Source organism: Tenacibaculum sp. (genome assembly GCF_048269885.1).
In the GTDB taxonomy this organism is placed as follows: domain Bacteria; phylum Bacteroidota; class Bacteroidia; order Flavobacteriales; family Flavobacteriaceae; genus Polaribacter.
On the sequence record NZ_JBLWTZ010000008.1, the window covers coordinates 72,437 to 98,363 of the forward strand.

At 32.1% G+C, this 25,927-nt stretch carries 29 protein-coding genes and 1 riboswitch; of the genes, 19 read left to right on the top strand and 10 right to left on the bottom strand.

What is annotated here, in order from left to right; all coding sequences use genetic code 11:
• The first annotated feature begins 63 nt into the window (after positions 1-63).
• The 11 genes from ACN0WY_RS07860 (at position 64) to moeB (ending at position 9,825) form a co-directional block, all read left to right on the top strand.
• Positions 64-1,017, top strand: coding sequence for an arginase (locus ACN0WY_RS07860; RefSeq protein ID WP_417800003.1), 954 nt, complete (start codon positions 64-66; stop codon positions 1,015-1,017).
• Between the two features lie 92 nt (positions 1,018-1,109).
• A riboswitch (TPP riboswitch) is annotated at positions 1,110-1,204 on the top strand.
• A 66-nt stretch (positions 1,205-1,270) separates the two neighbouring features.
• A complete protein-coding gene (gene thiS, locus ACN0WY_RS07865; protein WP_417800004.1) occupies positions 1,271-1,474 on the top strand; it encodes a sulfur carrier protein ThiS in 204 nt (67 codons plus the stop codon).
• Positions 1,475-1,521: 47 nt separating this feature from the next.
• A complete protein-coding gene (gene thiC, locus ACN0WY_RS07870) occupies positions 1,522-3,381 on the top strand; it encodes a phosphomethylpyrimidine synthase ThiC (protein WP_417800005.1) in 1,860 nt (619 codons plus the stop codon).
• 72 nt (positions 3,382-3,453) lie between these two features.
• On the top strand, positions 3,454-4,053 hold the full coding sequence (locus tag ACN0WY_RS07875; protein ID WP_417800006.1) for a thiamine phosphate synthase: 600 nt from the start codon (positions 3,454-3,456) through the stop codon (positions 4,051-4,053).
• Between the two features lie 219 nt (positions 4,054-4,272).
• A complete protein-coding gene (locus ACN0WY_RS07880; protein ID WP_417800007.1) occupies positions 4,273-5,124 on the top strand; it encodes a hydroxymethylpyrimidine/phosphomethylpyrimidine kinase in 852 nt (283 codons plus the stop codon).
• A 57-nt stretch (positions 5,125-5,181) separates the two neighbouring features.
• A complete protein-coding gene (locus ACN0WY_RS07885) occupies positions 5,182-5,544 on the top strand; it encodes a four helix bundle protein (protein WP_417800008.1) in 363 nt (120 codons plus the stop codon).
• Between the two features lie 46 nt (positions 5,545-5,590).
• Positions 5,591-6,238, top strand: coding sequence for a thiamine phosphate synthase (gene thiE / locus ACN0WY_RS07890; RefSeq protein WP_417800009.1), 648 nt, complete (start codon positions 5,591-5,593; stop codon positions 6,236-6,238).
• Positions 6,239-6,248: 10 nt separating this feature from the next.
• A complete protein-coding gene (locus ACN0WY_RS07895; RefSeq protein WP_417800010.1) occupies positions 6,249-7,019 on the top strand; it encodes a thiazole synthase in 771 nt (256 codons plus the stop codon).
• A gap of 42 nt (positions 7,020-7,061) precedes the next feature.
• Entirely contained in the window at positions 7,062-8,231 is a 1,170-nt protein-coding gene (gene thiH / locus ACN0WY_RS07900; RefSeq protein ID WP_417800011.1) for a 2-iminoacetate synthase ThiH, read from the top strand.
• A gap of 69 nt (positions 8,232-8,300) precedes the next feature.
• On the top strand, positions 8,301-8,654 hold the full coding sequence (locus ACN0WY_RS07905) for a four helix bundle protein (RefSeq protein ID WP_417800012.1): 354 nt from the start codon (positions 8,301-8,303) through the stop codon (positions 8,652-8,654).
• A gap of 97 nt (positions 8,655-8,751) precedes the next feature.
• Positions 8,752-9,825, top strand: coding sequence for a molybdopterin-synthase adenylyltransferase MoeB (gene moeB / locus ACN0WY_RS07910; protein ID WP_417800013.1), 1,074 nt, complete (start codon positions 8,752-8,754; stop codon positions 9,823-9,825).
• Positions 9,826-9,906: 81 nt separating this feature from the next.
• On the opposite strand, the gene ACN0WY_RS07915 is transcribed toward moeB, so the two are convergent.
• Together ACN0WY_RS07915 and meaB are read right to left on the bottom strand one after the other, a co-directional pair.
• On the bottom strand, positions 9,907-10,248 hold the full coding sequence (locus ACN0WY_RS07915; protein ID WP_417800014.1) for a tRNA-binding protein: 342 nt from the start codon (positions 10,246-10,248) through the stop codon (positions 9,907-9,909).
• 95 nt (positions 10,249-10,343) lie between these two features.
• Positions 10,344-11,417, bottom strand: coding sequence for a methylmalonyl Co-A mutase-associated GTPase MeaB (gene meaB, locus ACN0WY_RS07920; protein WP_417800015.1), 1,074 nt, complete (start codon positions 11,415-11,417; stop codon positions 10,344-10,346).
• A gap of 100 nt (positions 11,418-11,517) precedes the next feature.
• On the opposite strand from meaB, the gene ACN0WY_RS07925 reads away from it, so the two are divergent.
• The 6 genes from ACN0WY_RS07925 (at position 11,518) to lgt (ending at position 16,873) form a co-directional block, all read left to right on the top strand.
• Complete coding sequence (locus ACN0WY_RS07925; protein ID WP_417800016.1) at positions 11,518-12,066, top strand: RNA polymerase sigma factor; 549 nt, start codon at positions 11,518-11,520, stop codon at positions 12,064-12,066.
• Positions 12,059-12,625, top strand: a complete 567-nt coding sequence (locus ACN0WY_RS07930; RefSeq protein ID WP_417800017.1) for a hypothetical protein — start codon at positions 12,059-12,061, stop codon at positions 12,623-12,625. The genes ACN0WY_RS07925 and ACN0WY_RS07930 overlap by 8 nt, the downstream gene beginning before the upstream one ends.
• Positions 12,606-14,072 carry a coiled-coil domain-containing protein gene (locus tag ACN0WY_RS07935; RefSeq protein ID WP_417800018.1) on the top strand — a complete coding sequence of 489 codons (1,467 nt, stop codon included), beginning with the start codon at positions 12,606-12,608 and terminating at the stop codon, positions 14,070-14,072. The genes ACN0WY_RS07930 and ACN0WY_RS07935 overlap by 20 nt, the downstream gene beginning before the upstream one ends.
• Before the next feature lie 108 nt (positions 14,073-14,180).
• Positions 14,181-15,662 (top strand): cysteine--tRNA ligase, encoded by a 1,482-nt coding sequence (gene cysS / locus ACN0WY_RS07940; RefSeq protein WP_330489068.1) that lies wholly within the window; start codon positions 14,181-14,183, stop codon positions 15,660-15,662.
• Positions 15,663-15,899: a membrane protein insertion efficiency factor YidD gene (gene yidD / locus ACN0WY_RS07945; RefSeq protein WP_417800019.1), complete on the top strand. Its 237-nt coding sequence runs from the start codon at positions 15,663-15,665 to the stop codon at positions 15,897-15,899.
• Positions 15,900-16,012: 113 nt separating this feature from the next.
• Positions 16,013-16,873 (top strand): prolipoprotein diacylglyceryl transferase, encoded by an 861-nt coding sequence (gene lgt, locus ACN0WY_RS07950; protein WP_330489070.1) that lies wholly within the window; start codon positions 16,013-16,015, stop codon positions 16,871-16,873.
• 60 nt (positions 16,874-16,933) lie between these two features.
• Here lgt and ACN0WY_RS07955 read toward each other — a convergent pair whose 3' ends face one another.
• From ACN0WY_RS07955 to rlmH, 3 genes are all read right to left on the bottom strand, one after another.
• Entirely contained in the window at positions 16,934-18,214 is a 1,281-nt protein-coding gene (locus ACN0WY_RS07955) for a glycosyl hydrolase family 18 protein (protein WP_417800020.1), read from the bottom strand.
• A gap of 169 nt (positions 18,215-18,383) precedes the next feature.
• Positions 18,384-19,250 carry a hypothetical protein gene (locus ACN0WY_RS07960; RefSeq protein WP_417800021.1) on the bottom strand — a complete coding sequence of 289 codons (867 nt, stop codon included), beginning with the start codon at positions 19,248-19,250 and terminating at the stop codon, positions 18,384-18,386.
• A gap of 167 nt (positions 19,251-19,417) precedes the next feature.
• Entirely contained in the window at positions 19,418-19,891 is a 474-nt protein-coding gene (gene rlmH, locus ACN0WY_RS07965; protein ID WP_417800022.1) for a 23S rRNA (pseudouridine(1915)-N(3))-methyltransferase RlmH, read from the bottom strand.
• 145 nt (positions 19,892-20,036) lie between these two features.
• On the opposite strand from rlmH, the gene ACN0WY_RS07970 reads away from it, so the two are divergent.
• Together ACN0WY_RS07970 and ACN0WY_RS07975 are read left to right on the top strand one after the other, a co-directional pair.
• Positions 20,037-20,162 (top strand): hypothetical protein, encoded by a 126-nt coding sequence (locus ACN0WY_RS07970; protein ID WP_330489074.1) that lies wholly within the window; start codon positions 20,037-20,039, stop codon positions 20,160-20,162.
• A gap of 80 nt (positions 20,163-20,242) precedes the next feature.
• Complete coding sequence (locus ACN0WY_RS07975; protein WP_417800023.1) at positions 20,243-21,094, top strand: hypothetical protein; 852 nt, start codon at positions 20,243-20,245, stop codon at positions 21,092-21,094.
• 146 nt (positions 21,095-21,240) lie between these two features.
• Here the strand turns inward: ACN0WY_RS07975 and ACN0WY_RS07980 are convergent, their stop codons facing one another.
• From ACN0WY_RS07980 to ACN0WY_RS08000, 5 genes are all read right to left on the bottom strand, one after another.
• Positions 21,241-21,543, bottom strand: coding sequence for a hypothetical protein (locus ACN0WY_RS07980; protein ID WP_417800024.1), 303 nt, complete (start codon positions 21,541-21,543; stop codon positions 21,241-21,243).
• Between the two features lie 155 nt (positions 21,544-21,698).
• Entirely contained in the window at positions 21,699-22,175 is a 477-nt protein-coding gene (locus ACN0WY_RS07985) for a hypothetical protein (RefSeq protein WP_417800025.1), read from the bottom strand.
• A gap of 257 nt (positions 22,176-22,432) precedes the next feature.
• On the bottom strand, positions 22,433-24,283 hold the full coding sequence (locus ACN0WY_RS07990) for a DUF3732 domain-containing protein (RefSeq protein ID WP_417800026.1): 1,851 nt from the start codon (positions 24,281-24,283) through the stop codon (positions 22,433-22,435).
• Positions 24,280-24,723 carry a three component ABC system middle component gene (locus ACN0WY_RS07995; RefSeq protein ID WP_330489079.1) on the bottom strand — a complete coding sequence of 148 codons (444 nt, stop codon included), beginning with the start codon at positions 24,721-24,723 and terminating at the stop codon, positions 24,280-24,282. Before ACN0WY_RS07995 ends, ACN0WY_RS07990 begins: the two co-directional genes overlap by 4 nt.
• Entirely contained in the window at positions 24,720-25,925 is a 1,206-nt protein-coding gene (locus ACN0WY_RS08000) for a hypothetical protein (protein ID WP_417800027.1), read from the bottom strand. The genes ACN0WY_RS07995 and ACN0WY_RS08000 overlap by 4 nt, the downstream gene beginning before the upstream one ends.
• Between the last annotated feature and the right edge of the window lie 2 nt (positions 25,926-25,927).

A 25,927-nucleotide genomic window follows, 5' to 3' on the forward strand; every position in this document is an offset into this window, starting at 1 on the left:
ACTATTTAAAAAGTGTCATTTAAAATAATTAAATGACATTTTTTTTATGTAAAATAACTGATGATGAAAGAAATTAAAATTATCAAAAACAGATCAGATATTGGAGCAGGAACTCGTGGATCTGATATGGGAGTTGACGCTATTGAGATAGCAGCAATTAATAAAAAAAGTAATTACTTTGACTCTTTTGATTTTGAAGATGTGATTACAGAAAATGAATCTATTTATAACAAAGTAAATAATTCATTCGCTAAACGAATAGATAGTGTTTTTAATCAATGTAAACGTTTAAGCAATCATGTAAAAGTAAATTTACAAGAAGGAAAATTCCCAATAGTTTTATCGGGTGATCATTCTTCTGCATTAGGCACAATTAGTGGTGTAAAAGCAGCGTACCCAACCCAAAGAGTGGGGGTGGTATGGATAGATGCTCATGGAGATTTACACTCACCTTATACGTCACCATCCGGAAATATTCACGGGATGCCATTAGCTGCCGCTATTGCAGATGATAATTTAGATTGTCAAATTAACGACGTTGATAGAGAAACATCTGAATTGTGGGAGCGTATGAAAAACATAGGCGCTCTTGGACAAAAAGTAGCACCTCAAGATATTGTATTCTTTGGAGTTCGTGACACAGAAGAGCCAGAAAACAAACAAATGGAGAAATATGGGATTAAAAACTATAGGGTTGCAGAGGTTCGTTACCGCGGATTAGAGGTTTGTGTAAATGAAGCTTTAGATAAACTAGCTGATTGCGATGTAATTTATGTGTCGTTTGACGTTGATGCAATGGATTGCGATATGATTTCTTATGGAACAGGTACTCCTGTACCAAAAGGATTTGATCAACATGAAATCATTGATATAATTAACGGATTGTTGGCAAGTAATAAAGTAGCTTGTGTAGAGTTTGTTGAAGTAAATCCGTTATTAGATTTGAAAGGAAATAAAATGGCTGAAACCGCCTTTGAAGTACTTGAAGAAGTAACCAAAAAAGTTGTAACCTTATAGGGTTAAAAAATAAACAAAAAAGCGAACTAATTAGTTCGCTTTTTTGTTTTTATAGAGATCGTTTAGAAAAAATAAACACTTATATTTGTTGCAGTAAACTTTAGGAGTAGCTAGTTCACTAGTTTGAGAAATATCCTTTGAACCTGATATGGTTAACACCAGCGTAGGGAAAAGTTGTAAAATCTTATTTAGGTATTGTTTAGTATAAAACAATTCTGAATTTCTTCTACAGTTTACTTTAAATAGGTTAATTATGATAACAATAAAAGTAAACGAAAACCCACAAGAATTTTCAAGCTCATTAACGTTACAAGAATTGGTAGAAAAATTACAAATTCAAACGAATGGAATAGCTATTGCTGTTAATAGTAGTGTGGTTAAAAAATCAGATTGGTCTTCAAAACTCCTCCAAAATAATGACGCTATCTTAATCATTACATCTACACAAGGAGGATAATATGTTCAGCAAACAAAATTATACAGCAATAAACAAGCAACCCTAAAATGAAGAAAAAAGATACGGCACCCAAACACGATGGTGTAACAAGACAACCGTTCCCGAACTCAAAAAAAATATATGTTCAAGGAAATATTCATCCACAGATAAAAGTAGCCATGCGCGAAATCGAATTGAGTGATACGGTGGATTCGATGACTAAAAAAAGAACTCCTAATGAGCCAATTACGGTATATGATACTTCAGGTCCCTATACAGATCCAACAAAAGAAATTAATATTCATAATGGATTGGAACGCATTCGTGAACAATGGATTTTAGAGAGAGCAGATGTGGATGAGTTAAATGAATTTACTTCTGATTATTGTAATGAGCGATTGAATGATAAAAGTCTAGATCATTTGCGATTTAACTTAAAGCATAAACCTAAGCGAGCAAAAAAAGGACACAATGTAACACAGTTACATTACGCAAAAAAAGGAATCATTACTCCAGAAATGGAATACATTGCCATTCGTGAAAATCAACGAATAGATGAAATGACACGCTTATCAAAACAACATCCAGGGCAAGATTTTGGAGCGAGTATTCCAGCAAAAATAACTCCTGAGTTTGTAAGAGAAGAAGTTGCTAGAGGACGCGCGGTAATTCCTTCAAATATCAACCACCCAGAAGCTGAACCTATGATTTTAGGACGTAATTTCTTGGTGAAGATTAATGCGAATATTGGAAACTCAGCTACCACCTCATCCATAGAAGAAGAAGTAGAAAAAGCAGTTTGGGCATGCCGTTGGGGAGCAGATAATATCATGGATTTATCTACAGGAAAAAATATACATGAAACTCGTGAGTGGATTATCCGTAACTCACCAGTACCAGTAGGAACTGTACCTATTTATCAAGCTTTAGAAAAGGTAAACGGAATAGCTGAAAACTTGACGTGGGAAATTTTTAGAGATACTTTAATTGAACAAGCTGAGCAAGGAGTAGATTACTTTACAATTCATGCAGGAGTTCGTTTGCGTTATGTACCTATGACGGCAAAACGTATTACCGGAATTGTATCTAGAGGAGGATCTATTATGGCAAAATGGTGCTTAGCACATCATAAAGAAAGCTTTTTATATACCCATTTCGAAGAGATTTGTGAAATTATGAAGGCCTATGATGTTGCTTTTTCGTTAGGAGATGGTTTACGTCCTGGTTGTATCGCTGATGCGAATGATGAAGCTCAATTTGCTGAATTAGAAACTTTGGGGGAACTAACCAAAATAGCACGTAAACATGAAGTACAGTGTTTCATTGAAGGTCCTGGTCACGTACCAATGCACATGATTAAAGCAAATATGGATAAACAATTGGAAGCGTGTGATGAAGCTCCGTTTTATACTTTAGGGCCTTTAACCACGGATATTGCTCCAGGATACGATCATATTACTTCAGGAATTGGAGCAGCGATGATTGGTTGGTATGGTTGTGCGATGTTGTGTTATGTAACGCCAAAAGAACATTTAGGATTACCCAATAAAGAAGATGTGCGTACTGGAGTGGTAACCTATAAATTAGCAGCCCATGCAGCTGATTTAGCAAAAGGACATCCTGGGGCGCAACACAGAGATGATGCGTTAAGTAAAGCGCGTTTTGAGTTCCGTTGGGAAGATCAATTCAATTTAGGATTGGATCCGGAACTAGCAAGAGAATATCACGATGAAACATTACCTGCTGAAGGAGCTAAAATTGCACATTTTTGCTCGATGTGTGGGCCAAAGTTCTGTTCTATGAAAATATCTCAAGAAGTACGTGATTTTGCAGCTGAAAATAAAGTAGAAGGAGATGAGGTGTTTGCAAAAGGAATGGAGGAGAAATCCAAAGAATTTAAAGACAAAGGTTCAGAAGTTTATCTATAAATAAAATAAATGAGTAGGAATTAGAATAGTACTATTTCTAATTCCTAACTCCTTTAACCTAATCCCTAATATATGATTATTCTCATAGCTCCAGAAAAAGACATTCCGAATGAAATTGAAATCCTACATCAATTATTTGAAGAAGGATTGGACTATTATCATTTCAGAAAACCTGAGAAGAATTACGAAGAGCATGAGGCTTATTTGAATCAGATAGATAAAAAGTATCATGATAGAATAGTTACTCATTATTTTCATGAACTCATTAATAAATTCAACCTAAAAGGAATTCATTTTCAAGAGCAAAAAAGAATTGATGCTTTAGAGAATGGAAGCGAATATTTTATTGGACTAGATATGATAGGAAAAACGATGAGTAGTTCTTTTCACGAACCTTCAGTCTTAGCGAATTGTGATATCGAATTTGATTATCATTTACTGAGTCCTGTTTTTTCATCCATTTCAAAGAAAGATTACGAAGGAAGAGGTTTTGATGTAAATCATATAGATAAAACGATTATAGGAATGGGAGGAATCAATACCGATACCATTGAAAAAACGTTAGCATTAGGTTTTCAAGGAATAGGAGTTTTAGGAGGAGTTTGGAATGCAGAAAATCCAGTTGAAAGTTTTAAAAATATCAAGCATCATTATGAAAAATTTACAAAATAGTCTTTTGATTAAAGTAAATAAAGTCAATTGAATTAGAAAAGTCATAGTCAAATCAAGTCATTAAAATCCACCACAAGAAGTGTTAAAAATGAAAAGCTGTTTGAACGGAGTGAGTTCTTTTCATTTAACTTAAAGGATGAGCTTTTATAAGCAAAGAGGAGGCAAGACTAGATTTTTTTGTTTCTTTTTTTATCAATGGAAAAAAGAAAGTATAGAAACATGAAACAAAAACAATACATACTAACCATTGCAGGTTTTGATCCATCAAGTGGAGCAGGATTGACTTCGGATATTAAAACTTTTGAAGCACATGGATTATATGGATTATCGGTATGTACAGCTGTTACAGTTCAAAATGATATTGATTTTAAAGACTGTGTTTGGATTGATAAAGAAACCATCATCAATCAAATAGAAACCTTATTTGAACGCTTTGAACTATCAGTAGTAAAAATAGGAATCATTCAATCTTGGAGTATCTTATTAGAAGTTATTCAAACACTAAAAAAATACAATTCATCCATAAACATAGTGTTGGATCCTGTTTTAAAAGCCAGTGCTGGGTTTGATTTTCATTCCGAAGAGGATATGGAGGTGTTTGAAAAAGTATTGCAACACTGTGATTTTATCACTCCCAATTATGAGGAAATTAATGGGTTGTTTCCTAATAAATCAATAGAAGAAACGATTGAGTTTCTTTCAGAAAGAACCAACATTTACTTAAAAGGTGGACATAGAGAAGATAAAAGGGGGTGGGATGAAGTATATTATTACCAACAGCTAGAGGGGAATTCAGAAATAAAATTAAAAGGAACAAACAATGGAGATTATAATATTAACATCAGAGAATTAAAAACTCACTTAGTGAGTAAGATAGTACAGCTGAATATTCCACCGAAAGCTATAACTGTTTTTGAAAAGCATGGAAGCGGTTGCGTGTTGTCTTCCGCTTTAGCGTCAAACATAGCCAAACAACTTCCTATTGAAGATGCATGTATAAATGCCAAATGGTACACAGAACAATTTTTAAACTCTAATAAAACGCTCTTAGGAGAGCACTCTTATAAGTAATTAAAGTATTTAAAAGTAAAGAGTTTGAGCAGAAATGATACCATAAAAAATAAGTATATGAAAAAAACAAGATCATTCGAAGATTTACTAGTTTGGCAAAAAGGACACCAGTTTGTGTTGGAAGTGTATAAGATGTCTAAGCAATTTCCAAAAGAAGAGTTGTATGGTTTAACATCACAATTTAGAAGAGCAGCAATATCAATAACAGCAAATAGTACAGAAGGCTATAAAAGAATTAACAATAAAGAAAAGTTACGGTTTTACAATATAGCACAAGCATCACTAGAAGAATGTCGTTACTTCTTAATTTTATCTAAAGATTTAGGATATATAAAAAGTATTACCAAAGAAAAAGAACTAATAGAGGAAGTACGTAAAATGTTGAATGCGTATTGTAGGAGTATCCTTAATAAATCTTAACTCCTTAATTCCTTAACTCCTATTAATACACTAATAACTAAAAAGAATGATAAGTAAACTACATTATATAACACAAGGAAAAACACCAGAAGAGCATTTAGAAAATATTCAAAGAGCCTGTGCTTCTGGAGCAGAATGGGTGCAACTTCGATTAAAGAATCTGGATCCGAAAACTATTTTAGAAACAGCTCAAAAGGCAAGAGAAATTACGAGTCATTTTCAAACGCGTTTAATTATAAACGACTACTATAAAGTAGCTAAAGAAATCAACGCAGATGGAGTTCATGTAGGAAAAACAGATATATGTCCGTTAAAAGCAAAAGCGTATTTAGGTGATTTATATATCGTAGGAGGAACAGCCAATACGTTGGAAGATTGTAAAAAACTCTTAGAAAAGGGAGTCGATTATATCGGTTTAGGCCCTTTTCAGTTTACTGAAACTAAAAAGAATTTAAGTCCAGTTTTAGGAGTTGTTGGTTATCAAGCAATCTTAGAAGAATTAAAAACAACCACTCCAATAATAGCCATTGGAGGAATCACTATAGAAGATGTATCTGAAATTATAAACACAGGAGTCTATGGAGTCGCTGTTTCAGGAACGATTACTCAGAATTTTAACTCGATTCCTGCATTCCACAAAATTTTAAAAGCACCAAGTACTAACGAACAAGTGTACAAAATAGGAGCACAATAAATCAGTAACAATGAATACCAACTTAACCATAGCCGATAAAACATTTACCTCACGATTATTTACAGGGACAGGAAAATTTAGCTCCTCACAATTAATGAAAGAAGCTTTGTTAGCTTCAGAAAGTGAACTGATAACAGTTGCTTTAAAAAGAGTAGATGTTCAAAACGAAGAAGATGATATTTTATCACATTTAAATCACACAAGAATCAATTTATTACCGAATACTTCAGGAGTTCGTACCGCAAAAGAAGCTGTTTTTGCAGCAGAATTGTCCAGAGAAGCATTAGAAACAAATTGGGTAAAATTAGAAATACATCCAGACCCAAGGTATTTATTGCCGGATCCTATAGAAACCTTAAAAGCAGCAGAAGCGTTAGTAAAAAAAGGATTTGTAGTAATGCCGTATATTCATGCAGATCCAGTTTTATGTAAACGATTAGAAGAAGTAGGAACCCAATGTGTAATGCCTTTAGGAGCACCTATTGGAAGTAATAAAGGATTGAAAACCTTAGAGTTTTTAGAAATCATTATAGAACAATCTACTATTCCAGTAGTGGTAGATGCTGGTATTGGAGCCCCTTCTCATGCAGCCTATGCTATGGAATTAGGAGCCGATGCTGTTTTGGTAAACACAGCTATTGCAGTATCACAAAATCCAGTAACTATGGCGCAAGCCTTTAAAATGGCTGTAGAAGCAGGAAGAATGGCCTATGAAGCAAAACTAGCTCCTGTAAGAAAACAAGCGGAAGCAAGTAGTCCGTTAACAAGTTTTTTAAATTAAAGCTGTTGGCTTTTAGTCATTAGCTTATTTTAAGTTAATACCATGTTAGTAAACAAACCAAGTAATATTCAGAAGCCAAGAGCCAAGAGTCAGGAGCTAAAACCCAATAGCTTTAAAGAAATATTCAACCAATACAATTGGGATGAAACTTTACAAAGCATATTCGATAAAACATCCGTTGATGTTGAAAGCGCTTTATCAAAGGATAAACTCGATTTAGAAGATTTCAAAGCGTTGATATCTCCTGTAGCAAAACCATTTTTAGAGCAAATGGCACAAAGAAGTCGTTTGTTGACTAAAAAGCGATTTGGAAATACCATACAAATGTATGCTCCGATGTATTTAAGTAACGAATGCCAAAATATATGTACGTATTGCGGATTCAGTTTTACAAACAAAATTCCGAGGAGAACCTTAACCGATGCAGAAATATTGAAAGAAGTTGCTTTTTTAAAAGCGAAAGGATACGATCATATTTTGTTAGTAACTGGAGAAGCCAATCAAACAGTGGGAGTTGATTATATTAAAAATGCGATTCAGCTCATTCGTTCTCAATTTTCAAATATTACGATTGAAGTACAACCGTTAGATCAAAATGAATATGAATTGTTAATCGAAAACGGATTGTACGCAGTGTTGGTATATCAAGAAACCTATCATCAAGAAGAATATAAAAAACACCATCCGAAGGGAAAAAAATCGAATTTTGAATACCGTTTAGAAACGCCTGACAGGTTAGGAAAAGCAGGAATTCATAAAATAGGTTTAGGCGCTTTATTTGGACTGGAAGATTGGCGAGCTGATAGCTTTTTTACCGCATTGCACTTAAAATATTTACAGAAGACCTATTGGAAAACGAAGTATTCTATTTCATTTCCAAGACTAAGACCATATTCAGGAGGATTAGAACCCAAGGTTGAAATGACGGATGCCGATTTGGTACAATTAATCTGTGCATTTAGGATGTTAGATGAAGACGTAGAGCTGTCAATGTCTACCCGAGAAAGCGAAGTTTTTCGAAATAATATTGTTAATTTAGGGGCAACCTCAATAAGCGCTGAGTCTAAAACAAACCCAGGAGGGTATAGTGTTGAACCACAATCGTTAGAGCAATTTGAAATCTCAGACGAACGAAGTACAGAAGCAATTGTACAGATGCTAAAAGGTCAGGGATTGGAAGTGGTTTGGAAAGATTGGGAGCAGTTTGGGTAGACTGGCTTTTAGCTGTTAGTGCTTGATTTTTGAGATAATGATTAAGATTAAAAAACAAATAAAAAAGCTATGAGAAATTATCGAAAGTTTGAAGTGTGGAAAAAATCACATGAGCTAGCATTAAAAGTGTATAAATTAACTAAAGGCTTTCCTAAAGAAGAAATATATGGAATAACCTCACAATTAAGAAGAGCTTCATTATCAGTCCCAACGAATATTGTTGAAGGAGTTAGTAGAAATACAGAAAAAGAATTTGCTTATTTTGTTAATATAGCATCAGGTTCATCAGCTGAGGTTGAGTATCTTCTAGAATTTGCAAGTGAATTGAATTATTTGTCGTACAAAGATCATGAAAACTTGAATAAAGAAATAGTTTCGGTAAGAAAAATGTTAAATGTCTTGTACAGAAAACTGAAAAAATAATATTAAAAGCCAAAAGCCAAAAGCCAAAAGCCAAAAGCCAAAAGCCAAAAGCCAAAAGCCAAAAGCCAAAAGCCAAAAGCCAACAACCAAATGCCAAATGCCAAATGCCAAAAGCCAAATGCTAACAAACGAAGAACAAAAACAATATAATCGTCATTTAATTCTCGATAAAATAGGGGAAGAAGGACAACTAAAACTAAAACAGGCCAAAGTATTGGTAATCGGTGCTGGTGGATTGGGGTGTCCTGTATTGCAATATTTAACGGCAGCAGGTGTAGGTACGATTGGAATTATAGATGATGATGTAGTAGATCAAAGTAATTTACAACGCCAAGTTTTATATACCATAGATGATATAGGAAAGTCTAAAGCAGAAACAGCTGCCCATCGTTTGTCAAGATTGAATCCTTTTGTTCAATTTCATGTGTATAAAGAAAAGTTAACTAATAAAAATGCAATCTCTTTATTTCAACAGTACAATGTAATTGTAGACGGGAGTGATAATTTTGCGACTCGTTATTTAACCAACGATGCAGCGGTACTCACTCAAAAACCGTTGATATATGGGGCTATTTTTAAGTTTGAAGGACAGGTAAGCGTGTTTAATTATCAGGGAAGTGCTACGTATCGATGTTTGTATCCAACGCCACCCAAACCAGAAGAATCCCCCAATTGTTCAGAAATAGGAGTACTAGGTGTCTTACCCGGAATTATAGGAAGCTTACAAGCCAATGAAACCATTAAAATCATTTGTGGAATAGGAGAGGTGTTAGCTGATAAATTATTGATGTATGATACCTTAAGCATGCGTCAAATGCTCTTGAAGTTTGAAAGAACCGATAAAGCTGAGGTAACGGAGTTAGATAACGATTATGAATTCTTTTGTGGAATTAAAACAGCGACCCACGAAATAACTTTGAAAGAACTACAAAACAATCTGACAACTTATAATTTATTGGATGTTCGGGAAGATTGGGAACGAGAGCAACATCACATAGGCGGACAGCATATTCCGTTAGGAGAGCTTGCCCAACGGTACAAAGAAATAGCAACAGACAAACCTGTAGTGGTTTATTGTAAATCAGGAGTACGTAGTCAACGAGCAATTGATTTTTTAGAGCAACAATTTGACAGCATTACTTTTCTAAATTTAAAAAAGGGACTGGGGTAGTAATTTACAAGAGCTTAAAAGCAGACTTTTCTTATTTCCAGCAGATAAACAATACTTAATTAAAAAATCTAAGAAAGGATGCTATGCAATCTTCGTCCCGTTTTTAACAGTACGTTCAGGAGTTAACAAAGTAACCTCTTTATCATCACCTAAGCCACCTAATACCAGACATTCGCTCATCATATTCGCAATTTGTTTTTTTGGAAAGTTTACCACAGCAACCACTTGCTTTCCTATCAAATCTTCAGGTTGATACAGTTTAGTAATCTGAGCTGAGGTTTTTTTTATTCCGTAATCACCAAAATCAACTTGCATTTTATAGGCAGGGTTTTTAACCTCTTTAAAAATTTCCGCAGAAATAATGGTGCCAATACGCATCTCTACTTTCGTAAAATCGTTCCAAGTGAGGGTGTTCTCTTCCATATGTCTGTAAATAATACCAGTTAGGTGTTTATTAGTTTTAAATTAATTGTTTAAAAATAAAATTTTATTAAGTGCCCATTATGGGCTTCCATAGTTTAGTTATTTTCTAGCAATCGTTTGGCAGCAGTAAATGGTGTGGTTTTTCCACTTTCTAGCTTTGCTACCTCCCGTTTTAAAAGTTCTTTAATTTTTGGGTTATTATAAAAGTTATTTTTCAATTGTTGATTAATGGTTTCTAACAACCAATAATTATTTTGTTCATTTCTTTTCTGTTGAAAATAACCTGATTTTTTCACTAAACTCATGTACTCTTCAATCATAGCATAGATAGCATCAATTCCTTGATGATGCAGCGCACTTGCTAATAAAACGTTGGGTTGCCAACCACTTTCCTTAGCAGGGTATAAGTGTAAAGCTCTATTGAACTCTACTTTTGCCAGTTTAGCATTTTTCTCATTACCGCTATCCGCTTTATTGATCACAATCGCATCAGCCATTTCAATAATTCCGCGTTTAATACCTTGTAATTCGTCACCAGCACCTGCCAATTTCAATAATAAAAAAAAGTCGGTCATAGAATGTACAGCAGTTTCCGACTGTCCCACACCCACCGTTTCAATAATAATAGTATCAAAACCAGCAGCTTCACATAAAATAATACTTTCACGTGTTTTTTGAGCAACACCACCCAACGAAGTTCCAGAAGGAGAAGGACGAATAAAAGCATTTGCATCGGTTACCAATTCCTCCATACGTGTTTTATCACCTAAAATACTTCCTTTGTTAATAGAGCTACTTGGGTCTACCGCCAAAACAGCTACTTTTTTACCTAAGGAAGTTAAATGTTTACCAAAAGCCTCAATAAATGTACTTTTTCCTACACCAGGAACACCCGTAATTCCAATTCTAACCGATTTATTGGCATGCGGTAAACAAGCTTCTAAAATTTCATTGGCTTGTTGTTGGTGTTTTGGATTAGTACTTTCCACTAAGGTAATAGCTCTACTTAAAAAAGGAATATTACCAGCAACTATTTGAGTAACAAATTCTTCGGTCGTGGTAGTTTTTCTTCTGTTGCGCTTTATTTTTTCTGCAGAGGATTTACTGGTGGTTTCAGGCTGGAAAACCCCGTCTTTTTCAGAGAGTGCAGATGTGTCTTTGTCGGTCATTATGTAGGTAAAACAAAATAATAACGTAAATTTAGAAATAAAAATGCAGGAAAATGCAACGCGGTGGGAAAAGTCTCGTATTTAGGGTAAGAAATCAAGAATGAAATCAACTAAACAGTTACATCAACCGGTAATAGATGCCTGTAAAAACAATGATGCAAAAGCACAAATGCAATTGTATGACTTGTATTGTGATGCTATGCATACAGTGGCGTTACGGTATGTAAAAGATTCGTTTATTGCGGAAGATGTAATGCAAGAAGCATTTGTAAAAGCATTTAAAAATATTGATTCATATAAAGAAGGAGTAGCGTTTGGTGCTTGGTTAAAAAGAATCGTTATCAACCAAAGTATTGATTATTTAAAGAAGAGAAAATTAGAACTGGTTTCTATTAACGAAGAAATTACCACAGTAGCAGATGATGATAATTGGAATGTAGCCGCCACGATATCGTATCAAGATATTGTAAACTGCATTCAGCAATTAAAAGAAAAATATAGAGTTGTGTTAACCCTGTTTTTATTAGAAGGGTATGATCACGGAGAAATCTCTCAGATATTAGGAATTTCGGAAGTGAGTTCGAGAACACATTTATTAAGAGGAAAAAGACAAGTGCAAGAACAATTAAAAGCAGTACATCATGTCTAAAGATATTAGAGAAATACTAAAAAACAATGTTGAAAACACAGAGAGGTTATCAACAAATCACAGACAGCGTTTTCAACAAAAGTTGCTAGATGAATTGCATGCAACACCCTCAACAAAAAAAACATATCAGTGGTTGTATATAGCAGCATCTATTGTGTTGTTGGTGAGTTTGGGAATTCAGTTATACCCAACAAATACTGTAGCCCCAATAATAACAGAGCTTCCAAAAGAAACTCAAAATCAAATTAGTTTAGGAGCCATTTCACCTGAATTAAAAACAGTAGAAGATTATTATGTAAACACCATAAATTACGAATTAAGCCAGTTAGAATTAACTGACGATAATAAAGAACTTTTTGATGGTTACTTAACTAAGTTAGGTGAATTAACCAAAGAATATAAATCGTTAACCAAAGAGCTCAATACAAAAGGAGTTAACGACGATACTATCAATGCATTGATTGGAAACCTGCAATTGCGTTTACAGCTGTTAAAACGTATGCAAAAACAATTACAAGAATTTAAAAATCCAACTCAAAATGACATTCAAACAATTTAACATCAGTGTTTTTTTACTGTTAGTAACTGGCGTTGTATCTGCACAGAAATACAACAAAAAGTTTAGTGAAAATTTTAAAACAAATAAAGACGTAGTAGTTACTATCAATGCATCTAATGCAGATGTAGAGGTAACTACATGGAACAAAAACGAGGTTTCAGTAGAAGCAGTTGTGGAAGTGGAAGGACTCGATAAAAAAGAAGCTCAAAAATATTTAGACAACTGGAAGTTTGAAGCTTTAGGGAATAAAAGCAAGGTACAAATTAATGCCAATAGAAATAGCTTTAGAATAGGAGGAGACAATATTGTATTCTTCAATTCATCAGACAATAATTACCCAAGAGTATTTCAATTTGACGGGAATGATGAGGTTGTGGTAATTCCAGAAGTAAGAATTCCGGAGATGCCTGAAATCCCAGAGATTCCTGAAATTAACATCCCAGAAATTAACTTTAAAGAAATCGTTACTGGTTTAGAAGACATCGAATTTGACTTTGATAAGTATGCAAAAGATGGAGGAAATTACTTCTTTCAATGGAAAGATGGGGTAAACGATATTACTATTAAGTCAAAAAAAGAGTGGGAAGAATTTAAGAAAACAGATAAGTATAAAGAGTTTAAAAAACATCAAGAAGAAAGAAAAAGAGAGATAAAAAAAGAATTAGAAAGCGTTAAGAAAGAGCGTCTCAATGAAAAAGAATTGAGAAAAGAAATGGCGAAAGCTAGAGCTGAAATTAGAAAAATAAATAGAGAAGAAATCAGAAAAGAACTTGCCAAAGCTAGAGAAGAAATGCACAAGGCAAGAGAAGAGATGAAAAAAGTTCGCATGAATTATTCTTACGCTTCTGACAGCAATAACCTTATGATTAATGGAAAAAAAGTAAAAATCACAAAGAAGATTACAATAAAAGTCCCAAAATCAGCAACCTTTGACTTGAATACACGTCACTGTAAAGTAAAACTTCCAAAAACCAAAGCTTCAGGAAAGGTTAGTTATGGAACCTTTAAAGCTGATGCACTTGACGGTGGAAAATTAAATATTTCATTTTCACCAGTAAACATAAATTCATTAAACGCTTGTACGTTGTTCTTAAATAATGTAACCGATGCTCAATTAGCATCGGTTACCAATACAACCGTAAACGCTAATTCGTCAGGATTGGTAGTAAACAATGTTTATAGTAATGTTGAAGTGAATAATAAGTTTGGAAACTTAACCATTACCAAAGTACACCCTAGCCATGATAATTTAAAAGTACTTTTAAGCTATTCAGATGCGGGAGTTGATTTAGCAGGAATAAACAAAAAATTCGATATTCAGAGTGGTAAGGTTAAGAAACGAAAAGATGGAAGTGTAGAATATAATGGAGAGTTTATTTTAATTTCAAACGATAAGAAAATTGAAATAGATGGTAAATACAGTCAGTTAAAAGTTAAAAATCAATAAGAAATACAAACAAAATTACTTTTTATTTCTACAAAATTGCTGCCAAATTCTTTTTCTATATTCTTTATAAAGTGCCTATATTAGCGATTGCAAATAGTCATTTTTACTATGGAATTATACAAAGAAAATCAACTTAAAATATATAACTCTTTAACCAAATCAAAAGAGCTTTTCAAACCAGTAACTGAAGGACGCGTAGGTATGTATGTATGTGGTCCTACAGTATATAGCAACGCCCATTTAGGAAACGTACGAACTTTTATGTTTTTTGATGTGGTGTATCGTTATTTATTACACCTTGGGTACAAGGTACGTTATGTGCGTAATATTACCGATGCTGGTCACTTAGAAAACGATGCAGATGAAGGAGAAGACAGAATTGCAAAGAAAGCACGACTAGAGGAAATTGAACCGATGGAGGTAGTGCAACGTTATACAGTTGATTTCCATAATGTATTAAACAACTACAACTTTTTACCACCAAGTATAGAGCCTACAGCAACAGGTCATATTGTAGAACAGATTGAAATGATTAAAGAAATCATGGAGAAAGGTTTTGCTTATGAAGTAAACGGTTCGGTGTATTTTGATGTATTAAAATATAACGAAACGGGTAACTACGGAATTCTTTCTGGTAGAAAATTTGAAGACGCTATTCATAACACACGAGCGTTAGACGGACAGTCAGACAAAAGAAATCCGCAAGACTTTGCACTTTGGAAAAAAGCAGATGAACGTCATATTATGCGTTGGCCTTCACCTTGGAGTGATGGTTTCCCAGGTTGGCATTTAGAATGTTCAGTAATGAGTACAAAGTACTTAGGTGAGCAATTTGATATTCACGGTGGAGGAATGGATTTAAAATTCCCGCATCATGAGTGTGAAATTGCACAATCGCAAACCTGTAGTGGTGTTAAACCAGTAAATTACTGGATGCATACCAACATGTTATTGTTGAACAGTCAAAAAATGGCAAAGTCAACAGGGAACTTTATTTTACCAAATGAAATTTTAACGGGAGAAAATAACATTTTAGGAAAACCGTTTTCTGCAAGTGTCGTTCGTTTTTTCAATATGCAAGCGAACTATAGAAGCATTTTAGACTTTTCTGGAGAAGCGTTAGAAGCTGCTGAAAAAGGGCATGCAAAGTTGATGGAAGCTGTAGATTTCTTGGATAAAATAGAAGCAGGTAGTTCTTCTTCATTTGATGTTGAAAAATGGAGACAAGATTGCTACGATGCCATGAATGATGATTTTAATACACCAATTTTAATAGCACATTTATTTGAAGCAGTAAAAGTTATCAATCAAATAAAAGAAGGAAAAGCAAGTTTAACTACCGATGACTTAGAAGTGTTTAAAAATACAATCAATGCGTTTGTTTTTGATGTATTAGGACTAATGAATGAAACTTCAGAAGGAAATAATTCAGACAAACTAAGTGGTGTAGTTGAAATGTTAATTAGCATGCGTAAAGAAGCACGTGAAAATAAAGATTGGGCATTGTCTGATGAAATTCGTGATAGATTACTGGAGTTAGGGATTCAATTAAAAGACGGTAGAGAAGGAACAACATTTACAGTTAACTAATTGAAAAAAATACTAACATATCCGTTTATATTACTAGTTCGATTTTATCAAACAGCCATATCTCCGTTTACACCAGCAACATGTAGGTATTCACCAACCTGTTCAAGCTACACAATTGAAGCGTTGCAAAAACACGGATTATTGTACGGTGGTTGGTTGGCATTGAAAAGAATTTTTAATTGTCACCCTTGGGGAGGAAGCGGTTACGATCCTGTTCCAGAGAAAAAAGAAAAATAATAATTGTCATTGAGAAGTTTACAACGAAGTAATCTTATGAGATAGCTTCATTTTAACTTGTCTTAATTGACAGCCGAAAGGTTCGCAATGACACAAAAACCAAATTAAAGTAGATGAATTTTTTATCCATAGTATGGGATTGGAACCCAGAAATAATAAACTTAGGAGGTTTTGGTATTCGTTGGTACAGTTTAATGTTTGTAGCAGCGTTTATTTTAGGACTTCAATTAATGAAAAAGATATATATCAACGATAACATTGCTGTTGAAAAACTAGATCCGTTATTTATGTACGTATTCGTTTCTATGTTGATAGGAATGCGTTTAGGAGACGTTTTTTTTTACAGTTGGGATTATTATCAAAATCATTTACTAGAAATCATATTACCATTTAAAAAGCAAGAAGGAGCTTCGGCTTTATTCGGATTGTTAGATGGATGGAAATTTACCGGGTTTACAGGGTTCGCAAGTCATGGAGCAGCAATAGCAATTCCAATAGCCATGTACTTTTACGCTAAGAAACACTTACAAAAACCATGGTTGTTTATTCTAGATAGATTAGGAATTATGGTAGCCTTAGCAGGATTTTTCATCCGTTTCGGAAACTTCTTTAATTCTGAAATTTACGGAAAACCAACAGGAAGCAGCTTTGGAGTCATCTTTAAAAGAGCAGGAGAGACGGTACCGCGTCACCCAACCCAATTATACGAAGCATTTAGTTATTTAGTACTATTCTTTGCTTTGTGGTATTTCTATTGGAAAACAGACAAGAAAAATCAAACAGGCTTTTTATTCGGACTGTTTATGGTGGTATTATGGTCGTTACGTTTTGTAATAGAATTCTTAAAAGAAGCACAAGTAGAAGGAAGAGAAGATTGGGTGTTCAATACATTGAACACAGGTCAGGTGTTGAGTATTCCGCTAGTGTTGATCGGTTTTTGGTTAATGTTTAGAAAACCTAAAGCAACTGCATAAAAACAATAAAAAAACTCCAAGGATACCCTTGGAGTTTTTTATTATTCAAAAGTTACCGTTTTACTCTTTAGAAAACTTTTCAGCTAGCAAATCCCACAGTTGAGAATAGCCATTGTCATAACCCAACGCCCAAATACCGACACCGCTTATTTTATTGCGTTTTATCCAGTCGTATTTCAAAGCAAGAGATTGTACGTCTTCAAAAAATAGTTGTCTATATTCATGGTTGCTGTCTTTGATAATTAGATAGCTAGAAGCGCTTTTAGGATCAAACTTAACGGGAATTTGTAAAGAATCAATATACATATCTCGTATGGTATAATAACGAGGATGCGATTTGAACTTCGTTACTTTAGCGCCCATTTCAGGTTTTTTAGTGTACCATTCAGCACCGTAATAAGGAAGTCCCGCAATTAATTTATCTAGAGACACTCCCTTGTTTTTATAATAAGTAACGGAGGCTTCTAAACCATTCCCGAATTTTTTACTGTATTTAAAAGGAGTTACAGGACCAGTAGTTTTACTAAAACTTCCGTAGTAATCGTACCCCATTAGCGTGTAAAAATCGATATGCGGATTGATAGCAGGAATATCAAACACATCATTCCAGTCAATAGCATACAAACACAAAGAGACGCTATAATTAGGATTCTTTTCTTTTAACTTTTTAGAAACCTTAATGATAAATTGTGTAAGTTGACTTCTATCTTCTTTTGCAACACCTTCAAAATCGATATTAATTCCGTCAGCATTTCTTAAGGCAAGTAACTCAGCTAGGTTCTCTATAAGTGTTGTTTGCGCTTTTGAATTATTTAAAAAAACAGCATTGTTTTCGCTTCCAAAGTTAGTAACAGACAAAAAGACTTTACAACCTTTTGTTTGAGCACTGTCGATTAACGAAGTAGTTTTCCACTGGTGTATACTTTTGTAGTTACCGGTTTTAGGTTCAAGAGCATAAGAAAAGTATGAAATTCCCCAAAGCATAGAAAAATTATAACTTTTATAAGAAGAACCGTTGGAATATACATGCCATCCAAATGTACGGTAATTAGGATGTACGTTTCCTTTTTTATGAGTTATAGGTTTGTAAGAAATGTTGTTTAAACTGTCCCATTGCTGTTCGGTAGTAAAATTTAAACCGCCATAGGTTTTTTCATGTAAGTGACGCTGACTTATAAACTGTTTGACATCTGCAATGTTTACTGAGTCTTTGTGCTCTACAGGTTTTGGGTTGTTAGTTTGTGCTTCCTTGTTTTTAGAGTTTGAACACGAAGTAATGAAGGCAATTAAAAATAAATGAGTAAGGAGTAACGAAGTTTGCTTATTCGGGGGGTGTTTCATGTTAATAAAAAGATAGGTTAGTAAATAATAATAGCTTCTAAAATTCTAAGAATTACTAAAATACAATAAGTTTTGTAAAACTGTTTCTTGGTAGAAAGCTACATCTATAGAAAACAAAAAACTCCAAGCGAAAAGCTTGGAGTTTTTTTATTGTATAAAGTCAGGAATTTTATCCTTTAATTTTTGCTAACTCTTGTTTTTTAGCATCAATTTCGTTTTCAATTTTTAATAAGCGATTTTCAATTTTGTTGATAATAGCTTGTTTTCTTTCTATACTCTCTTTAGAAGTAGAAGCATCTTTCTTAGCCTCTTCTAATTTAGATTTCATTTTAGCTAAACCTTCTTTACCACTAATTAAAATTTCTTCGTTAATGCTAATATCATCTTCAAGATCACTTATTAAGGTGTTTTTCTCTTTACTAATGTTTTGTTCCTTAGCCTTAATTTGGTTGCTTAATTGTTTTAGTTTTTCTTCCTCTAAACGTAAAGCCTCTTGTTCTTTTAAATAAGCAAGCTCTCTAGCTTTTCTTTCTTCGTCTAACTTCTTACGAGCCTCTTCAAGCTTTTGTTTTTGTAAAAGAACCTCTTTCTGCTCATCACTTATATTATCTTCATATACCACAAGACCAGTGCTTGCAGTAGTCGCTTTAGCTTCCTCTTTTACCTCTGCTTCCTTAGTTTCTTCTTTTTTAAGTTTTCTAGCTAATTTTCTTTCAAGAGACGCTAAATCTTTCTTGTGTAAATCAATTTGACTGTTTAGTTTGCTTAGTCTTTGTTGCATGTTAGCAACAATTTTTTCTTTTCTTTCTACTTCTTGTTTTGTAGCTTTTTTACTTGTTTTAAAACGCTCTAAATTTCCTTTTACACGTTTTAAAGCACTAACTCCACTCACTAAAATTTCTTCATTAGCGCTAATTTGATCTTTCTTGTTTTTTACCTGAGCTTTTAAAGCTTTAATGTCATCTTGAGCATTTACTTGTTGGCAAGTAAACGTTATGAAAAAAGTTAAAGTGACTAAGAATCTTAGTGTTTTCATTGTAATTTTATGGTATTAAGTTTTTGTTTTTTCGGGGCGCAAAAGTATGGCTAAATGCGAAAAAAAAATAACTTTTTAACATGTTTTTTACTGTGTTTTTCAAGAAACTAAAAACATAATGCTTTGACTCACATGAAATTTGATGTGAATAAATAGCTTAATAAGAGTTATTCGTGATGATAAGGCTCGTTACGAAGAATAGTAAACCCACGATAAATTTGCTCCACAATAAATAAACGAATCATTTGGTGAGAAAAGGTCATTTTTGATAAGGATAACTTTCCTTGCGCTTTTTGATATACAGCCTCAGAAAAACCATACGGACCTCCAATTACCAATACTAGTTGCTTAATACCAGAGTTCATTTTCTTTTGTAAGTATTGTGAAAACTCTACGGAAGTATGTTGCTTTCCTTTATCGTCTAATAAAACTAGTTGGTCGGTAGGTTGTAATTTAGACAGAATTAACTCGCCTTCTTTTTCTTTTTGTTGCGCCTCGCTTAGGTTTTTAACGTTTTTAATATCTGGAATAATCTCCAACTCAAACTTTACGTAATGTTTTAAGCGGTTTTGGTATTCGTCAATTAATTGCTGTAACTGCTTATTGTCAGTTTTACCTATGGCGAGTAGTTTTATTTTCATATGGCAAAATTACGAATGTTTTATAAACTCTTAAAGTTAGTGTAGGTTCGACTCCTGTTTTGATATTTTGCTATCGTGTATAATTTGGCAAAAGGTTAATATTCCAAAATATATTTGTCTTAATATTAATTAAATTTTTTATAATATGAGAGATTCAAATCATGAGGCTGATATTAGTAACTCAAACTCAGGAACAAGTGGAACAAACACTACTTATCAAAATAATCTTGATAACAGAGCAGATCAATTAAACCCCAATAACTCTAAATAGAAATTGGATTGTTTATCATTACTAATTCTAATAAGCTATTTACTATATATTTGTAAGTAGCTTATTTTTTATATGTATACATGTTTGGTGGAATTATAGAAGAAATTTATAAACAGCTTTTAGGTGAAAAAGAAGAAGAACTTTTACTATTAATACCTCTAATACCTCGGGTATTAATAATTGTGCTTTTTGATGGCGATTATAAAAAGGCAGAAGAAAAGTTTGAAGAGATGGAAAAAGCATCTTTAAATGATGAAGAAATAATACATGGTTTCTTACAACAGTTTCCTGTTTTGGAGTTGTTTAAAGAGGTTTTTGAGGTTATAAAGAAAAGCTATAACATATCTGATTTTGTTCATCAACTTAGTAAAAATGAAGAAAAAATAATCTCTTTATTTGAAAGAGTACCAAAAGAACAGTTTTTAAAATTGGCTAAGCTCTATAGTGAAAATAGAGTAATAATTGAATCTCATATTACTGATTTTTTTGGTTTAGATATAGTTGAGAAAGAAGAAGTTGTAAAAATATTTTTTAAGACAACTAAACAAGAAATAGCCGATGAATTTAATGTTAATAAAAGAACATTTAATAAATGGTTAAAAGAACTTTTTGGGAATAGATTTGATAATCGGAGAATAATTTATATTCACGAATATATAGAGATTTTCAACACTTTTATTGATGATGGTAAAGAATATTTAGAGTTGAGTGATTTTAATAAAATTAAAAAAAGGTTAGATAAAGGTACGAGTTTTGATAAAAAAAGAATTGCATATTTGACAAATGAAGGTACTAGTAAAGACAGTAGTACTTTACTTAAAATACAAAGAGAAAATCTTGGGGCTATTGAGTTTTACAAAAGAATGGATAAGTTCCCTTATAGTTTAACTAAAAAAATTGTAGAAAAGTTAGGAGATGAATTAGACTTTTGATGTTTATTAACAATCCTCGTGTAACAAATAATTACTAGGTTAAAGGTATTGTTTTTCGGTTTAGAGCATATGTTAGTAATTCCGAGTGGATTCGGACGTAGTCGAATCTGCCGTAATTGTGGTTATGTATTGCTGTTTACATTATTTTATTCAGGGTCTTTAATATATTCAACCTCTTTATTGCCGGTAGCCAATATCATTCTATTTGAGTTCAAATATTTTAATTCAGAAGTCCAGTTATTGTATAAGCTTGTAAATTTTAATTTGAATCCTTCATCATATTTGATGATATCAACAAAAGGATGATCATCAATTATTAAATATTCGTTTTCATTTTCGGTTCGTTCCATTTCGGTTAGGTTTCCCTGTCCTTTTTCAAACCAGTAATGATAAATGGTTTTTGAGTCCGAATTTTTTATTTTCCACTTTCCGTTCAAATAAGATTTCACTTCTTGTTTCGATTCACAGTATTTTAAGTGTTGTCCGAGTAAAGTTAAAGGAGAAAGGTTAGCATTAAAAACAGTGTTTTTATCATTTTCAGTGTTTCGTGGTATTTTGTATCAGTTAAGTAGTGCGTTATAGGTAACTAAACTAGCAATTAATTTTATACAGTCTTGTGGGCCAGATTTTTCTTTCTTTTTAATATTCTAATCAGACTTGGAATTAGAGAAATGATAGCACTTGTTCCTATAATAAGCTCATATTTTACTTCATTCCAATGTAATTTCCTAATGCCATTTTCACAAGCTGTACATTCTATAACTTTAATGTTAGCATCTATTGCTGAAATAGCAATTAATAAAATCCCAAAAAGTATTAGGTAAATAATTACGTTTTTTATGATATGAATGGTTTCTTGATTCATATTCTCAAGAGTCAAAATCAGAAGTCCAATTCCAAATGTTAGGAAATAAAGTTTGTTAGAGAAAACAAAAAAGTTTTTACCAATGAATTGTATGGTATCAGAAGTTGACCATATAAAAATATTCTGAATTAAGTCACGAAAAAAAGACTCAGAATGGTATGCTATCCCAATTCCGACTATAAATGCTAAAATTCCAAATACTATCTTTTTTATCAATTTTGAGTAAGTTTTTCTACTTGTTTACAATGTTTTTGTATAAGATTAGGTGCATGTTTTTAAACACCCAATTTAACAAATACAAACCAAATAGAAAATCAGCGAGGATTTTCAGTAGGGAAATCAGAAGCTAACAAACAAGCTTTTGTTATTAATAAAAAGTGTTTTACTGTATAAAATGAACTATAAAACTACTTTGAGGTAAATTTGCAAAACTTACTTTTTTATCTCAGCCTTTTGTTTAAGGCTTGTTATTATTACATCATACTTGTCGGAATTAAGGCATTCCCGTTTTTAAATTCACTATCGACAAGATGGATATTTTCCATATTCTTAAACCGATTCTTCGAAATATGCTCAAATACAATTATTTGGAATTCACTATTATTATTGTTTCTTTCTTGAATAAATTTATCTAATAATTTAAAAGCTTGAGTTATTTTGTAATCATCACTATGGTCTTCATCTAATTTTCTTAAACCATCATCTCCGTAATAAGGTCTACTTGGTTGGTCAATAACTAAAAAAGGAGCTACATAAGGAGATTCATTTTTAAAAATTATTTCGTGCATTGCTAATGAGAAAAATAAATGTAAAAACATATGATTAGAACTACTTCCAACATTTTCATAAAACGTTGTTTTCGGTTTTCTTAATAATAAAGCTTTGTTTTTATAATCAAAAACTGGTAAGAAATCTTTATAGTTTTCCATTGCCTTATCAACGGTTATCATATATTCTCTTATAATTTCTTCTATGAGTTTTATTGTTAACTCTCTTTTTGTCTCTGTGTTAGTAATTACTATTGATTTTAATTCTTCTTCTATTTTTTGTATTTCTTCTTTTACTGAAGTAGATGGAGATGTGTCTGATTTTGAATATAAGCTTATCTTGGCTTTAACTTCACCAATAAACATATATTTTTTCTTCTCATTTTCGAAAATTTTATTCTCTTTGGGTAAGGATTCTAATTTATCTTCTAAAGAAGACAATTGTGAATTTAATTGAGATATTTCGTCTAAAACCTGTTTGTCAATTGGAGTTTTTGTTTTTCTAGCATCTTTTATTTCATTTAACTCGGTTGATAATTGTGAAATAAGAATTTTGAAATTATTTGTCTTAATTATTTTGTCTGCTTCTCTCTGAATAAAAGAAATTGGTTTTAAACTGTCTTCAACATCTATTAGGTTCTTTTTGAAAATAGAATATTCATTAGTAAAATCTTTTAAATTTTTGATTTTCCTCTTAACAATATTTCTTTCTTTTTCTAATTTTGCTCTTTCAATACCTGTTCCAGTTTCTATTACAGCCCCATTTACAACTTCATTTAATTCACCTATTGCTTCTTTTTCAATTGTGTCAGGGTTTATTAAAGAAAATTCTTTAGCCTTTTTAATTAATGCTTTTTGTTCTCGTTCAAAATATTCTGATTTTTTAGATATTTCAGATTCTTTACGCTTTAGTTTTGTTAGTTTCTTTTCTAATTCTACTTTTTTTTCTTTTTTTAGTATGTTTTCTATTTTTTCTATACCAGTTGCGATATCAAAAATTCGAGGTAATGCATCTCTATATCTCGATTCATTTTGCTTATCAAAAAATGTTCCTCGCGAGTTAGTAATAAGGTCTTGAGAAATAGTATTAAACATCAAAAAATATCGTAAAGAAATCTTAGAACCAACTTTAATATTATTACTACCATAACCAGTAGGGAATGATACTGTTTTGTCTATACTAAATTCCGTCTCTATTAGTGATTTTATATTTTCCTCAGTATTGTTTGATTCTGGAATTGTTATTGGAACTTCACCTGTAGATGAAAAATAATACTCACTTGAAACATTCCCTTCAAATAAAGATTTTCTTCCAATGGTGTATTTTTTATCATTTATGTTTAATTTTAAACCATACCAAGAAACATTTTCATTTATAATACTTTCAGAAATTGTTGATTTACTAGAAAAAAAACAATAGTCTATTATTTCTAAAATAGCCGTTTTTCCAGTATTACTATCTCCTGTGATTACATTAACCTTGTTCGGTTTAAACTCTAATTCTCTTTTTTTTCCATTCTTAAGCCAAAGAATTATTCTTTCAATATTATATTTCATAGTTCAATTCTAAGATTTAAGTAAAGTTTTTCAGTGTTTTCATTTAGTAATTTTGATACATTTTGGGAGGCTGAATTTATTTTACCAGCTCTTTTCCCCATAGTTTTTTCAAACTTAAATGGTTGATGGTTTATTAAATTACCATTTTTAATTGCAATGTTATTAGTCTCAATTAAAAGTTGTATTGCATTTAGTGAATTAGCTAACGTATCATAATACCTTTTGTTAAAATTTGAAAATAAAGGAGTTTTTTCAGATATTAATTTTTCAATACTTTTAATTTCTGTTGTTTTTCTTGCTAGATGTGCTGTTAAGGCTTTACTTGTAAATAAAGGCATAATAAGTAGAGCTTTAGATAAAGAGAGCTCTTTAGATAAAGATAAAACAGAGGTTATGGCTATTGATGTAATTCCAATATTGTTGTAATTTTCTAAATTCATTTTTTATGTTTTTTCCAATCCTTTTTCCATCCAATTTTTGGAATATCTGATAAATAATAAAATTCTCCATTACTTAATTCTGTGCCTAATTCTTGTCCATCAATTCTAAGATTTTCTTCTCTTAAGTGATTTATTATATCCAAACTTGAATCATTATTAAAACCTGATTTATTAGTTAATGCTCTAAATTTGTTAGACCATTTTAATATAGCTTCATTTCTATAGTTATCAATCTCTTCTATTGTTATTTCACCTTCTGTATACCATTTAGCTATGTTGTTTTCTAGTTTAAGTTTAAAACGTGTAAATTGAGCCATTAAATCTATATCGTCAATTTTAATATCGTTAATTTCTACTAGCTGTTTAATGAATGTCTGGCTCTCTAGTTTATCAGGTAAATCAATAGTTAGAGGTACAATTTGAAGGCGTTCCGTTCGAGTATTATTAAAGTATTTTCTGTATTTTCTCTGAAAATCTTCAAAACTGATTTGAATTTTATTACCAGTTTTAATTTCTATAAAATTATCTTCTCTTATTCTTGAATCAATTTTTGCGAAAACATCATCAATTTTATTTTTTGGAATTAACTTTGTTTCTATTGCGTCTTTACAGTTTTGAAGTATTTCATCTTCTCCTAGTTCAAAAGTGATTTTTGATATATAATGATTAAGAACATTTTTATCTAAAAGTAAAAATTCGTTAATGTAATTTTTTATTGTGTCATTCTCTGAGTTTTCCTCAAATTCCTTGATGTTTTTGATAAAATGATCAATAGAAATTGTCTTGTTTTTTAGTTGCTCTATATTATCAATAATTTGATTTTTAGAGCTGTGGTTTTTATTACTCCACATTACAAAATGAGATTTATGAACAAATTCCAATTGTGACTTTATTTCTTTTCTGTTGTCATTTTCATCACTTATTACTTTCGCCCAATTATATAGAGTTTTCCATAAATCAGTGTCAGAGGCAGTCATATTTTTTATGTCACCCTGCTTGTTTTTTTGTATAGAGTGCTTAACTTGATAAAAAATATTAATATCATTTTCTAGTTCAGTGTGGACATCATCTTTTACCTCTAAACCAACAGATTCACCTTTATTAAGGGTTAATAACTTCCACAAGAAAAAGTAGTATTGAAAATCGAATCCAATTGATTTTGTTTCGGCTCCTGTTTTCTCAATATGTGTTTTATTACTCATTA